This window comes from Luteibacter sp. HAY1-4A (genome assembly GCF_056755355.1).
The window spans coordinates 53,633-65,976 of sequence record NZ_JBNDHZ010000007.1 but is presented as its reverse complement, the minus strand read 5'-3'; the positions used below and the strand labels follow the sequence as shown (position 1 = coordinate 65,976).

13 protein-coding genes are annotated in these 12,344 nt (G+C 65.9%); 5 read left to right on the top strand and 8 right to left on the bottom strand.

Going from position 1 to position 12,344, the window contains the following annotated elements:
- Positions 1 to 324 precede the first annotated feature (324 nt).
- Together ACPYOD_RS03665 and ACPYOD_RS03660 are read left to right on the top strand one after the other, a co-directional pair.
- On the top strand, positions 325 to 1,359 hold the full coding sequence (locus ACPYOD_RS03665; RefSeq protein ID WP_481300374.1) for an alpha/beta fold hydrolase: 1,035 nt from the start codon (positions 325 to 327) through the stop codon (positions 1,357 to 1,359).
- 65 nt (positions 1,360 to 1,424) lie between these two features.
- Complete coding sequence (locus tag ACPYOD_RS03660; RefSeq protein ID WP_481300373.1) at positions 1,425 to 2,267, top strand: class I SAM-dependent methyltransferase; 843 nt, start codon at positions 1,425 to 1,427, stop codon at positions 2,265 to 2,267.
- A gap of 8 nt (positions 2,268 to 2,275) precedes the next feature.
- Here the strand turns inward: ACPYOD_RS03660 and ACPYOD_RS03655 are convergent, their stop codons facing one another.
- Positions 2,276 to 3,061, bottom strand: a complete 786-nt coding sequence (locus ACPYOD_RS03655; RefSeq protein ID WP_481300372.1) for a LytR/AlgR family response regulator transcription factor — start codon at positions 3,059 to 3,061, stop codon at positions 2,276 to 2,278.
- The gene (locus ACPYOD_RS03650) at positions 3,058 to 4,173 is read right to left on the bottom strand and encodes a sensor histidine kinase (protein WP_481300371.1); all 1,116 of its coding nucleotides are present in this window, start codon (positions 4,171 to 4,173) and stop codon (positions 3,058 to 3,060) included. Before ACPYOD_RS03650 ends, ACPYOD_RS03655 begins: the two co-directional genes overlap by 4 nt.
- Positions 4,174 to 4,346: 173 nt before the next feature.
- Here ACPYOD_RS03650 and ACPYOD_RS03645 point away from each other — a divergent pair, with 173 nt between their 5' ends.
- Both ACPYOD_RS03645 and ACPYOD_RS03640 read left to right on the top strand, forming a co-directional pair.
- Positions 4,347 to 4,676 (top strand): hypothetical protein, encoded by a 330-nt coding sequence (locus ACPYOD_RS03645; RefSeq protein ID WP_481300370.1) that lies wholly within the window; start codon positions 4,347 to 4,349, stop codon positions 4,674 to 4,676.
- An 81-nt stretch (positions 4,677 to 4,757) separates the two neighbouring features.
- Positions 4,758 to 5,411 (top strand): DUF6766 family protein, encoded by a 654-nt coding sequence (locus ACPYOD_RS03640; RefSeq protein WP_481300369.1) that lies wholly within the window; start codon positions 4,758 to 4,760, stop codon positions 5,409 to 5,411.
- 6 nt (positions 5,412 to 5,417) lie between these two features.
- Here ACPYOD_RS03640 and ACPYOD_RS03635 read toward each other — a convergent pair whose 3' ends face one another.
- The 3 genes from ACPYOD_RS03635 to ACPYOD_RS03625 all read right to left on the bottom strand — a co-directional run bounded on the left by ACPYOD_RS03635 (position 5,418) and on the right by ACPYOD_RS03625 (position 8,408).
- Positions 5,418 to 6,512 (bottom strand): ATP-grasp domain-containing protein, encoded by a 1,095-nt coding sequence (locus ACPYOD_RS03635; RefSeq protein ID WP_481300368.1) that lies wholly within the window; start codon positions 6,510 to 6,512, stop codon positions 5,418 to 5,420.
- Between the two features lie 58 nt (positions 6,513 to 6,570).
- On the bottom strand, positions 6,571 to 6,708 hold the full coding sequence (locus tag ACPYOD_RS03630) for a hypothetical protein (RefSeq protein WP_481300367.1): 138 nt from the start codon (positions 6,706 to 6,708) through the stop codon (positions 6,571 to 6,573).
- A gap of 188 nt (positions 6,709 to 6,896) precedes the next feature.
- Positions 6,897 to 8,408, bottom strand: a complete 1,512-nt coding sequence (locus tag ACPYOD_RS03625; RefSeq protein ID WP_481300366.1) for an MDR family MFS transporter — start codon at positions 8,406 to 8,408, stop codon at positions 6,897 to 6,899.
- Positions 8,409 to 8,557: 149 nt separating this feature from the next.
- Between ACPYOD_RS03625 and ACPYOD_RS03620 the strand changes: the two genes are divergently transcribed.
- Positions 8,558 to 9,217, top strand: a complete 660-nt coding sequence (locus ACPYOD_RS03620; RefSeq protein ID WP_481300365.1) for an HAD-IA family hydrolase — start codon at positions 8,558 to 8,560, stop codon at positions 9,215 to 9,217.
- Between the two features lie 9 nt (positions 9,218 to 9,226).
- On the opposite strand, the gene ACPYOD_RS03615 is transcribed toward ACPYOD_RS03620, so the two are convergent.
- Genes ACPYOD_RS03615 through ACPYOD_RS03605 form a run of 3 tightly spaced genes read right to left on the bottom strand, consistent with a single transcriptional unit; the run spans position 9,227 to position 12,323 of the window.
- Complete coding sequence (locus ACPYOD_RS03615; RefSeq protein WP_481300364.1) at positions 9,227 to 9,865, bottom strand: hypothetical protein; 639 nt, start codon at positions 9,863 to 9,865, stop codon at positions 9,227 to 9,229.
- Positions 9,862 to 12,030, bottom strand: a complete 2,169-nt coding sequence (locus tag ACPYOD_RS03610; protein WP_481300363.1) for a xanthine dehydrogenase family protein molybdopterin-binding subunit — start codon at positions 12,028 to 12,030, stop codon at positions 9,862 to 9,864. The genes ACPYOD_RS03615 and ACPYOD_RS03610 overlap by 4 nt, the downstream gene beginning before the upstream one ends.
- A complete protein-coding gene (locus ACPYOD_RS03605) occupies positions 12,027 to 12,323 on the bottom strand; it encodes a (2Fe-2S)-binding protein (protein ID WP_481300405.1) in 297 nt (98 codons plus the stop codon). The genes ACPYOD_RS03610 and ACPYOD_RS03605 overlap by 4 nt, the downstream gene beginning before the upstream one ends.
- Between the last annotated feature and the right edge of the window lie 21 nt (positions 12,324 to 12,344).

The following is a 12,344-nucleotide window of genomic DNA, read 5'->3' as shown; positions in this document are numbered from 1 at the left end:
GTACACGGGCCGCGCCAGCGGCCCTTCCCCTTCGAACGCGGAGGACTGTCTGAGCAGCGAGGGTGGACACCGAAGGCTCTGGCCCTACCGCCCCGAGCCGACGGCGGCGCCAGCCGCTGGACACATGCATTCGCCTTGGCGAATGAACCGATGTACCCAGGCAGCGTCCCCGGACTTCCGTGAAGAACCTAACTTTCGCCCATATCGCAGCTTAACGGGCGGTGGCACGCGATGGTCGGCCCGTTCAACGTCGGCAGTTGCATGCAAGTCGAACGAGAACCCGAACACTAGAGTGTGCTCCATCGCAATCGCTCGGGAGATGACATGGACCACTTCGACAAGGAACGGCGCCGTTTCGTAGGGGCCACGGCCCTTGGGTTCGCCATGGCGCATTTCGGCACCGCCGTCGCGGCGCCCGCACCGGCGCCCACGCCACGCGCCGGCGATCCGAAAGGCGCCACCTCGTTCGCCCGCACCGCATCCGTCACCGCGGGCGTGCTCGAGGTCGGTTACGCGGAGGACGGCCCGGCAAACGGCGCGCCGGTCATCCTCCTGCACGGCTGGCCCTACGACATCCACAGCTATGTCGACGTGGCGCCCATCCTCGCGGCGAAGGGGTACCGCGTGATCGTCCCCTATCTGCGCGGCTACGGAAGCACGCGCTTCCTTTCGCCCGACACGCCGCGGAACGGGCAGCAGGCGGCACTCGCCTCGGACGTCATCGCGTTCATGGATGCGTTGAAGATCGACAAGGCGATCGTCGCTGGCTTCGACTGGGGCGCACGCACTGCCAACATCGTTGCCGCACTGTGGCCGGAGCGCTGCAAGGCGATGGTCTCCGTCAGCGGCTACCTGATCGGCAGCCAGGCGCTGAACGAGGCTCCGCTACCGCCGAAAGCGGAGCTGTCGTGGTGGTACCAGTTCTATTTCGCCACCGAGCGGGGCCGGGCCGGATACGCGAAGTACACGCACGAATTCGCGCGTCTCATCTGGGCGCAGGCATCGCCGAAGTGGCAATTCGACGACGCAACGTTCAACCGCTCGGCGCAGGCGTTCGACAATCCCGACCACGTCGCCATCTCCATCGACAACTACCGCTGGCGCCTCGGCCTGACGCACGGCGAACGCAAGTACGACGCGCTGGAAGCGAAGCTGGCGAAGCAGCCGGACATCACGGTGCCCACCATCACGATGGAAGGCGACGCCAACGGCGCGCCGCATCCCGATCCCGCCACTTATGCGAAGCGCTTCAAGGCGAAATACGAGCACCGGCTCGTGCCCGGCGGCATCGGTCACAACCTGCCGCAGGAAGCGCCGGAGGCCTTCGCGAAGGCGATCGTGGACGTCGACAGGTTCTGAGCCTTCGCCGTCCTTGGTACCATGGCTTCCTTTGCGCCGCCGAGTGCGGCGCCCGGGAATCGATCGTGCCGCATTACTCAGGCCCCCTGCTGACAAGCGACCTTGCCGGCGCGCTGTGCTCGGCTCGCGACGCCGGTGACGGCACCTGGTCCGGTTCGCTCGATCTCGGCCACGGTACCGGCACGGCGACACTGGGAACGGACCACTGGCGGTGGCGCGACAGCGGCTATCCCTATCCGGTGCGCCTGAAGGACAGGACCATCTATTACTGGGACGGCGACGACTTCGCCGCCGTCTCGCGTTTCTCCGGGTCGCTCATCAAGCTCGTGCCGACACCATGGGGCGCGCCCACCTTCGAGATCGATGGCATCAAGATGCTGCCGACCGCGAAGGAATCGCCGCTGGACGATGCACGGCGCAAGGTGGCGCTCATCGAACCGCGAGGCAAGACGGTGCTCGATACCTGCGGCGGCCTCGGTTACTTCGCGGCGTGCTGCCTCGACGCCGGCGTGGGCCGCATCCGCTCGTTCGAGAAGAACGAAGATGTACTCTGGCTGCGCACGCTGAATCCATGGTCTCCTGATCCTGCCTCGGCTTCATCCGCGGGACGGCTCGAACTCACGCATGGCGACGTATCGTCGGCCATCACGGGTATTCCCGATGCGTCGGTCGATGCGGTGCTGCACGATCCACCACGCTTCGGCATCGCCGGTGAACTGTACTCGGGCACCTTCTACGAGCAACTGGCGCGCGTACTGCGGCGGGGTGGCCGCCTCTTCCATTACACCGGCAGCCCGAACAAGCTCACGAGCGGCAGGGATGTTCCCCGCGAAGTGGCGCGCCGCCTTGAGGCGGCCGGCTTCAAGGCCGACCTGGCGCTCGACGGCGTGCTTGCCGTGCGGCGCTGAATTCCGGCTCAGCCCGGCTCCTTCTTCGTCCGGGTGGATACCAGCTGCATGAAGGCCTCCTGCTGGTAGCGGCTCATGCGCAGCTTCTGGCCGGTATCCATCGTCACCACGTGGTGCCCGTTGAACCACGGGTGGATGGACTGGACGCGGCGCACGTTGATGATCGCCGAGCGGTGCACGCGAGCGAAGCGGCGCGGGTCCAAGCGTTCGGCCAATGCCGTCATGGTTTCCCGGACTTCGTGCACGCGATCGGCAAGATGGATCTCCACGACGTTCCGATTGGCCTTGATCCAGACGATGTCGTCGACATCGACGAAGGTCACCCGTTCGTCGACGCGCACCGGCACACGCTCGAGGTAGTCCTCGCGCTTGCGCAGCGCATCCAGCACCTGTTGGATGGCGAGACCGCCTTCGGGATGGCTGCCACCCGGTCCCAACCGCGCCTTCGCGCGGCGCAAGGTCTCCATGAAACGCTCGCGGCCGAACGGCTTCACCAGGTAGTCCACCGCATTGGCTTCGAACGCGCGCACGGCGTACTGCTCGTACGCGGTGACGAATACCGTGGCAGGCATGCGCTCGGCCCCGATCGCCGCCACGACGTCGAGTCCGGTCATCGCCGGCATCTGGATGTCGAGGAACACCAGGTCCGGCGACCGTTCGCGGATCGCGCGGACGGCGGACGCGCCGTCACCGTATTCGCCCGCCAACTCGATATCCGGATCTTCCCGCAGCAGGCGAAGCACGGCATGCCGTGCGATCGGTTCGTCGTCGACCACCAGGGTGACAATGTTCATACGCTTGCGATCTCCGGGCCTTCGTCCACGTCCTCGGTTTCGCGAAACGGCAGCTGGATACGGCACGCCACGCCTTGCGGCCAGAGCATATCCAGGCGCACGTGGGCGGCATCGCCGTAAAGTTCGTGCAGGCGCAGTGCGGTGTTCGACAAGCCGATGCCATGTCCCGCCGTGTTTCCGCGCGCCTTCTCGTCCAGCACGCTGTTGCGATTGCGCACCTCGATGCAGAGGGCGTCCCCCTCGCGTCGGCTTTCGATCTCTATCTGGTCCGCCCCCACGCGTTCGCCGATGCCATGCCGGATCGCGTTTTCCACGATGGGCTGGAGGATCAGGCTGGGCACGGCGCAATCGAGCGTGGACGGATCGATGTAGATGCGCGTGGTCAGGCGATCCTTGAACCGCACGCCCTGGATGCCGAGGTAGAGATCGAGCAGCACGAGCTCGCGGCGCAGGCTGATTTCCTGTCCGTCGTAGTCTTCGAGGAAGGCACGCAGCAACTCGCTCAGGCGCAGCAACATGTCCTCGGCCGTGAGGGCATCTTCCTTCAGCAACGTCGCGATGGCATGCAGCGTGTTGAACAGGAAGTGCGGCTGCAATTGCGATTTCAAGGCTTGCAGTCGCGACTGCGCCAGTTCGGTCGCCAGCTGGTTCGCCTCACGTTCGCGCCGCGTCTTCTCCGCGTGGGATGCCATGGCCTGCTGGATCGCGAACAGCGCCCAATAGGTGAGGAAACCCGTGGCGAAATGCTGGCCGACGAACTGCCTGACCTGCTCGAGGAACGAACTGGGCTCGAATACCGTGGACACCGCCGCGCCGACCATGAGGGCCAGCATCGTCACGGCGGCGCTCGCCACCACCTGGATGCCGAGCCCGCGCACATGCAGTCCGCCCTGGCCGGGATACAGTGCCGCGAGGCGGAACACGAGCGGCGCCAGGGCCGCCCACGTGTACCACTGAATCATCGACCAGCGCAGGTAGTCCCAGGCATCCCAGTACTGGCCTATGAGTTGCGCGTTGAGGTACCGCTGGAAGGCGAACACCACGACGATGCCCGTCCACAACGCGAGATAGCGCCGGAGACCGATTTCCGTCGTACCGAGACGAACCTTCATGACGTGTATCCCGTTGACCCGTGGGGCCATGGTAGGCGGATGTACGGCGAGGGCAAGCAAATCGTTGCCGCGCTACGAACCGTCCCGCGGCATCGACGATTCGTCCCTTGGCGCTTTCCCGATCACCCTTCCGCCGGCTTCCATGGCACCGCCAACGCCATGGAGCGCACATCATGCACGCAGCACGCCTCGTCATTCTCGTCCTGTCCGCCATCGCTTCCCTGTCGCTCGCCAGGGCAGCGGAAGGCAACCGTGAGCCCGCCAGGTTGTTCACCCTGCTCAATGCCTCCGACAAGAGCGTGACCGCCGTTGCCGTGGGTGGCACGAGCCTCGCCCTCGGCGCGCCCCTGCAAGGCGGAACCACCGCCGCCACGGTGCGCTTGCCGGACGGTGGCTGCCTACGCGACTTCGAAGTGACCTTCGCGGACGGGCGTACCCACACCTATCCCGCCATCGACGTCTGCCGCTTCCACCGTCTGCGCCTGGGCTCCTGGCCCCGGTAGGCAATGCATTGCCTGCGCGCTGCTTTCACGCCTGGTGGGGTCTTCTTCGGCTTTCGGCGGAACCGGGTGCGAGATCCACGAATGAAGGATACGTTTTTCAGGCGCAACGGCCTGAGCATCGTCGTGCTGGCGATGATGCTCGCAGCCTGGGCGGCCCAGGCCGTCACCGGTCATGCCGCGCACAACCAGGAACTGGCCGAACATGGCGAGGCCGCCATCGGTTGGTCCGACTACCTCGTCAGCGGCGACTTCTGGTCGGCCACGTTCGAAAACTGGGAGAGCGAGTTCCTGCAGATGGGCATCTACGTCCTCCTTACCGTCTGGCTTCGGCAGAAGGGCTCCGCGGAATCGCGGCCCCTCGACGAGTCCGAGGAAGACGATGCGCCGACGCCCGAGCACCTCCAGCCCAAGGCCTGGCGGCGCGGCGGTGTCGTGCGCTGGCTCTACGCCAACTCCCTGTCGATCGCGTTCCTCTTGCTGTTCGTGGGCAGCTTCACGGGGCACCTGCTGGGCAGCTGGCGCAAGTCCATCGGCGAGGCCATGGAGCACCACCAACCGGTGGAAACCCTGGGCCAATATGCTCTCGATCCGTCGTTCTGGTTCGAATCGTTCCAGAACTGGCAGAGCGAGTTCCTCGCCGTTTTCTCGCTCGTCGTCCTGTCCATCTTCCTGCGCCAGAAAGATTCGCCGCAGTCGAAGCCGGTAGACGCGCCCAACAGCCAGACGGGTTCCTGAAGCGCGCTATTCCAGCGTGTACAAGGGGCGCTCCGGCGGCTTCCGCGACACGCTCTCGCGCAGCGCGGCGTACGCCTCCGATGCCCAGAAATCCTTCATGGAAACCGGCCGCAAGGCGTCGACCAGCGCATCTGTCCGGCCGCTCACCAGCATGGCCGCCATCGTCTGCAGTACCGGCGTGCCGGGCAGCATGTCCTCCACGAAAAGGAACTGTCCCGCCTGGTTCACTTCGAGGAAATGGAATGCACCGTCGCCATCGACGACAAGGTCGATGCAACCGAAGACAAGGCCCAGCTCGCGCATCAGCTCGCGGAGTTTCACCTCGACCATGGGCGGCAGGTCCATGCGCTCGGCGCGGAAGGCGGGGTCCTTGCTCTGGCCACGCCAATCCACGAACGCGCCATCGCTTCCCTTACCCAGCCGGATGGCGAAAAGGCGTTCGCCGATCACGGTGACACGCACGTCACAGCGTTTCTCGATGTAACGCTGGTAGATGCCGGGACAGACGGCGATGGCGTCGGCGGGCAGTTCACTGTCGCCGTTCAGCAGCGTGACCCCCACGGCGTGCATCCGCCCGTTGGCACGTTCTTCCCACTGGTGCACGAGGAAACTCTTGAAAACCACCAGGCCCCAACGCCGGACCAGCGCCGCGACTTCCGCCGCATCCGTCGTCACGACGGTGTCGGGGAACGGAATGCCCAGCCTGCGGCACGTCGCCAGTTGCACGAGCTTGTGCTCCGCACGCTGGGCCGCCGCGAATGGATTCACCCACAACGCGTCGGCATAGGCGCCTTGCACGCCGAAGACATTGCGCTGGAAGAGCTTCCATTCCCACGTGGCGAACGCACGGTCTTCCTCGGCGCAGTCGGGCACCGGATCGTGCACGCGGCGGTTCCAGACGGTGCTCGCACGATCTCCGGCCAGCAGCGAGTCGTGGAATGCTTCGTGATCCTGGCCGATGCGGAAGGTGTAGTGCGCTCCCTCGCCTGCCTTCAGCGATGGCGCCCACACCGGCTCGATACCCTGTCGCCGTATCGCCCAGGCGACCGCGCAGGCATGCGGATCGTCCGAAGGCGCGAGGATCAGTGGGCGGCTCTGCATGCGCTTTCCCTTGGGCCAAGTGCGCCCCGCGGTGCGGGGCGCGTCCTGCATCGACGCATCAGCCGCCGATGATGCCCACTTCCGGTTCCGGCCTGTCCGGATCGGTGTAGATGGTCAGGAAGAGTCCGCCATGATCGTCTTCGGCGAGCGGGGTGACCTCGAAGGCGCTCAGGCGGGCGAAGGCACGAACCTTCATGGAAGCATCATGGGACTGCGAAGCGCTGTTCTTCATCGAAAGAACTCCTTGGTTGATCGCACAGTAGGGATCGCAGGAAAACGCTGTGCCCGCGGCGCCGAAGCGAGGGGGCCGGTCGATACTACGTCGCTCCCGGCAGGTGCGCTGCCTCCTGGCTGGCCTGCTGCCGGAAACGCATACGATCCGTGCTACGGATGCGCCTTGCGCAGCGGCACGTCCCGCAGGCGCAACGCCATGAGGAAGGCCACCACCACGAGTGCCGCCGCCACGAAATACACCGTGTGCATCGAGGCGCCAAACGCGTGCACGTAACGTTGGTGCACGTCCGCCGGTAATGCCTTCACCGCCTGGGGGCCGAAGGTGTGCGCGTTATGCGCACCTTCCGGCAGCACCCCGCGCAACCGGGATTGCAGGCCGATGCTGAAGATCGCGCCGAAGAGGGAAACGCCGATGGACCCGCCGATCGACCGGAACAAGGTGACACCCGAAGTCGCGACGCCGAGGTGTTGCCTCTCCACGCTGTTCTGCGTTGCGAGCACTAGCACCTGCATCACCATGCCCAGGCCAGCGCCCAGCAGGCCCGTATAGATATAGATGAAGAACACCGGATCGCCCTCGGCCACCGTACCCAGCAGGGCGAGCGCCAGGGCCGAGAGCGCGGTGCCGAGGATGGGAAACATCCGGTAGCGGCCCAACCGGCTGATCAACCGCCCGACCACGATCGAACTGACGATCACGCCGCCCATCAGCGGCAACAGTTGCATGCCGGCCTCCGTGGGTGAGGCGTCCTTCACGACCTGCATGTACGGCGGAATGAAGGTGGTCGAGCCGAACAGCGCCGCACCGACGAAGAAGCCGATGAGGCTGCTGAGCAGGAAGATGGGATGCCGGAAAAGGTGCAGCGGCATGATGGGCTCCGCGGCGACACTTTCGGCGTAGACGAAGGCGAGAATGGCAGTCACGCCCACGGCCAGGATGAGCCACAGTTTCGCCGAGTCCCAGGGCAGTACCGTTCCGCCTTCGGTCGTGAAGAGGATCAGGCAACTCAAGGCCACGGTGAGCGAGGCCGCCCCCTTGTAGTCGATGGCGTGACGCACGTGGCGCACGTGCGGCCGGAACACCGCGGCAATGATGGCCACGCAGAGCAGGCCGAGCGGCAGGTTCACATAGAAGATCCAGCGCCACGAAAGGTGGTCCACCATGAAGCCGCCAAGGAGCGGACCGAGTACGGTGGCCAGTCCGTACACGCCACCGAACAGGCCCTGGTAGCGGCCGCGTTCCGCGGGTGGAATCACGTCGCCCACGGACGCGATGGTCACGACGACGAGGCCACCGCCGCCGAGGCCCTGCAACGCGCGCATGAGGATCAGTTCCACCATGTTCTGCGCCAGGCCGCACAGGACCGAGCCGACGAGGAAAATGGCGATGGCCACCTGCATCATCAGCTTGCGGCCGTACAGGTCGCCGAACTTGCCGTACAGCGGCACCACCACGGTGGAACTGAGCAGGTAGGCCGTGACCACCCAGGACAACTGGTCCAGGCCTCCCAACTCGCCGACGATGGTCGGCAAGGCAGTGGAGACGATGGTGCCGTCGAGGGCGGCAAGGAGCATCACCAGCATCAGCGCGGTGAGCAGGAGGCGCAGCGACTGCTTTGGCGCGGCCGCGATCGCAGGTTCTTGCGTCGTTTCGGTCGTCAAGGCGGTAACCCGGGGATGGAAGAGCGGCGACTATACCGGCGGCGAACCGCGTTTCCTGCCCTGTCTTTTGCCATTGGAGAACCGCGGACATCTTGCGGTATAGTATTTGCGACGGCGTAGAATCGGTGTTTTCGCCCGGAACGAACGCCTTGGCCTTCCCCTACTCCCTCGTCATTTTCGACCTCGACGGCACGCTCGTCGACAGCGCGGCGGCCATCGCCGACGCGGTGAATCGCACGCTGCGCGACTGGAAGCTGCCGGCTTACGGCACCGCGGATATCACGGGATGGATCGGCGAGGGGTCGCGCAAGCTCATCACCTCCGCGTTCCAACATGCCGGCAGCGACGCGAACATCGACGACGTGATGCCCGGCTTCCTCGAACACTACGCCGAGACGGCACTCGATGCCCCGGCATATGACGGCGTCGTCCAGACTCTCGCCAATCTGCACAAACAAGGCGTGAAGGTCGCCCTGTGCACGAACAAGAACGAAGAGTTCGTGCGGCCCTTGCTCGACGTGCGTGGCATGCTTCCCTACTTCGACGGTATCGTCGGAGCCAATACGTTGCCGGAACGGAAACCCAGCGGCGTTCCCTTGCGATACCTGGCCACGCAGGCCAAGGTAGACATCGACCGGACGTTGGTGGTGGGCGACTCGGAAAGCGACGTGCTTGCCTCGCGCGATGCAGGCATGGACTTCGTGCTGGTGAGCTACGGCTACCGCAAGTCGCTCGACCTGCAGACCGCGGGCGCCGTCGCGGTGATCGACCGCATGCCCGATCTGCTCACCGCGCTTTCGCCGGCCTGAGCGCGACGCTCAGCCTTCGGGGCACGCCGCGCCAGTGTCTATCCACGCGGTAAGCAACGCCCCGAGCGCCGCTTGCGTTCCTGGCGCGGGCTTCCTGCCGGGGCCGGGACTCCACGCCCATCCGACAAGCTTGTCCTCGGCCATGTGGTGATGGATCTGCGCAAGCGTATGTCCGCCGTTGCGGGCGGGATCCTTTATCTGGCGACAGACCTCTCCACGCGTCTTGCCCTGCCACGCCATCGACGCGGGAGCTAGCGCCCAGCGCGGATTTCCCGGGATCGACGCCGGTTCCGAGAAGGTGGCCACATTGGCGGCCTGGTGGCAGGTGGCGCAGGTGATGCCGGCCGTGCCGTGTCCCTCGATACCGGCATCGATGAAGGGCACGTGGGCATGCAGGTCGTCCCCTTGCGTGGGACGGCGCGTGTCGGGATGGCAGTTGAGGCAACGCGGACTTTCGATGACCCGCGACACTTCACCATAGAGAGCGACGGATCGCGCGTGCGTGTCCGCGATGGATGCGAAGTCGGCCGGCGTGCGCAGTGGGTCCGCTACCTTGGGCTGGTCCGCGGTGGGTGTCGGTCGCTGGGAGCAAGCCGTCAGCAGCGAAAGTGTGGCGAGCGTGGCGATGGCGAGGCGCATGGGCGTCATGCCTCCCTCAGGTCGTTCGGCAGGATGGGCATCGAACGGAACCGCTTGCCCGATGCGGCGAAGATCGCATTCGCCACCGCGGCGATCGCCGCCGAAGTTCCGGGCTCGCCGACGCCGCCGGGATCCTTGTTGCTGGGAACGATGTGCACTTCCACCTCCGGTGCCTCCGCCATGCGAAGCACGGGGTAGGTGTCGAAGTTGCCCTGGTCGACACGGCCGTTCGAGACGGTGATGCGCCCGTAGCGCACCGCCGAGATGCCGAACATCGCGCCGCCCTCGATCTGCGCCCTCACCACATCGGGATTCACTACCAGGCCGGTGTCGATGGCGCAGACGATACGATCCACGCGATACGCGCCCGATGGTTCCACGGTCACCTCGGCAACCATGGCCACATGGCTGCCGAATGCGGGACACAGGGCAATGCCTCGGCCGCGTCCTTTCGGCAATGGCTCATCCCAGCCCGATTTCACCGCCACCAGGTCAAGGACGGTGCGATCGCGCGGCGCGCCCTTCATCAGCGCACGGCGGTAGGCCACCGGATCCGCTCCGGCGCGATGGGCAAGCTCGTCGATGACGGTTTCCGTGATGAAGTCGTTGCGTGTCGGTCCCACGCCACGCCAGTTACCCGTATTGAGTCCGGGGGGCGCCTCGTGACGGATGAAGTCGATGCGTACGTTCGGTATGTCGTACGGCCCGCTGGCGAGATCCACCGCATCGAGATCCACGCCGTCCTTCTGGTAGATGGGCAGGAAGCGCGCCATGATGTTGGGCGCCACCAGCCGGTGCCGCCAGCTCGCCGGCCGTCCCTTGGCATCGATGGCCACCGTGACGCGACTGTGGTTATGGGCCCGGTAGTAGTCGTGCCGCATGTCTTCCTCGCGGCTCCAGGTGAACTTGACCGGCCCTTCCAACTGCTTGGCGAGGCGCACGGCCTGGCCGACGTAATCGGCTTCCAGCCGGCGACCGAATCCCCCGCCGAGCAAGAGGTTGTGTACGGTGACGCGGTCCAGCGGCAATCCGCTGGCGTCGGCCGCGGCCTTCTGCGCGCGCGCAACCACCTGGCTTCCTGTCCATACCTCACACCGGTCCGCTTCGCAGTGCACGGTGCAGTTCAGTGGCTCCATGGCGGCATGGGCGAGCATCGGCAGGCGGAACACTTCATCGTAGAGGCTCGACGCGCCGCGCTCGGCAGCGGCAACGTCGCCGGTCCGCACCCCGGGCAGGCCCTCATCGTCCAGCGCACGGTCGGCCGACGCAACCAGGTCCGCCGTGGACAGGTTGGCGTTCGCACCTTCGTTCCAGCGTATGCGAAGGGCGGCCAGGCCTTTGCGCGCGGCCCAGGTATGGTCCCCGACTACGGCTACGGCATCGTCCGTATGCACGACCTTCCAGACGCCGCGAATCGTCATCGCCTCCGTGGCATCGACGTCGGCGACGCGCCCTCCGAGGACGGGACAGGCCATCACGGCGGCGTAGCGCACACCCTCGGGGCGCGCATCGATCCCGAAAACGGCCGTTCCGTCGATCTTCTCCGGTGTATCGACACGCCGGACAGGGCGTCCGACCAGCCGGTAGTCCGCGGCGCGTTTCAATACCGGCCGCTTCGGAACAGGCATGCCCGCGGCTTCGCTAGCGATTTCCCCGTATCCCAGGCTGCGCGACGAACCGGCGTGCCATACCTTTCCGTCCCGTGTGCGACAGGCCGACGGCCGCACTTGCCAACGGTGCGCCGCGGCCGCGACGAGCATGGTGCGTGCGGTGGCGCCCACGGCTCGCAAGGTGATCCAGGAACCACGCAGCGACGCGGAGCCACCGGTTATCTGCTCGACCAGCAGGGGGCTACCGTAAAGCGCATCGCTCGGTGGAGCCTGCTGCACGGTGACCTGATCCATGGGCACGTCCAGCTCCTCGGCGAGGATCTGCGCCTGCGATGTAAGCGCGCCCTGCCCCATCTCGGCATAGGGAACGACGAACGTGACCCGACCGTCGGTACCGATCCTGATATAGGCGTCGACGGGCGGTACCGGCGGTACCGGCGCTTCCGCGGCCACGGTGTCGCGGCCGAGAGGGAAACCGATGAGGAGCCCGCCGCCGACGGCCACCGATACGCCGATGAAACGCCGGCGAGAACGATCGGCCGGAGCGCCAAAGTCGGCGCTCATGCGACACCGCCTTCGGAGAGGTACCGCGCTGCCATGGCGATGCCGGCGCGGATGCGCTTGTACGTGCCGCAGCGACAGATGTTTCCGGACATGCCCGCGTCGATGTCGCTGTTGCTGGGATGCGGATTAGCGGCGAGCAGTGCCGCAGCCGACATGAGTTGGCCCGACTGGCAATAGCCGCACTGCACCACGTCCAGTTCGCGCCACGCCTTCTGCAAGGCCTTTCCGATGCGGCTCTCATGCAGCGCTTCGATCGTTCCCACCGCCGCCGTGCCCACGCTTGAGACAGGCATGACACAGGAGCGCCTGGCTTG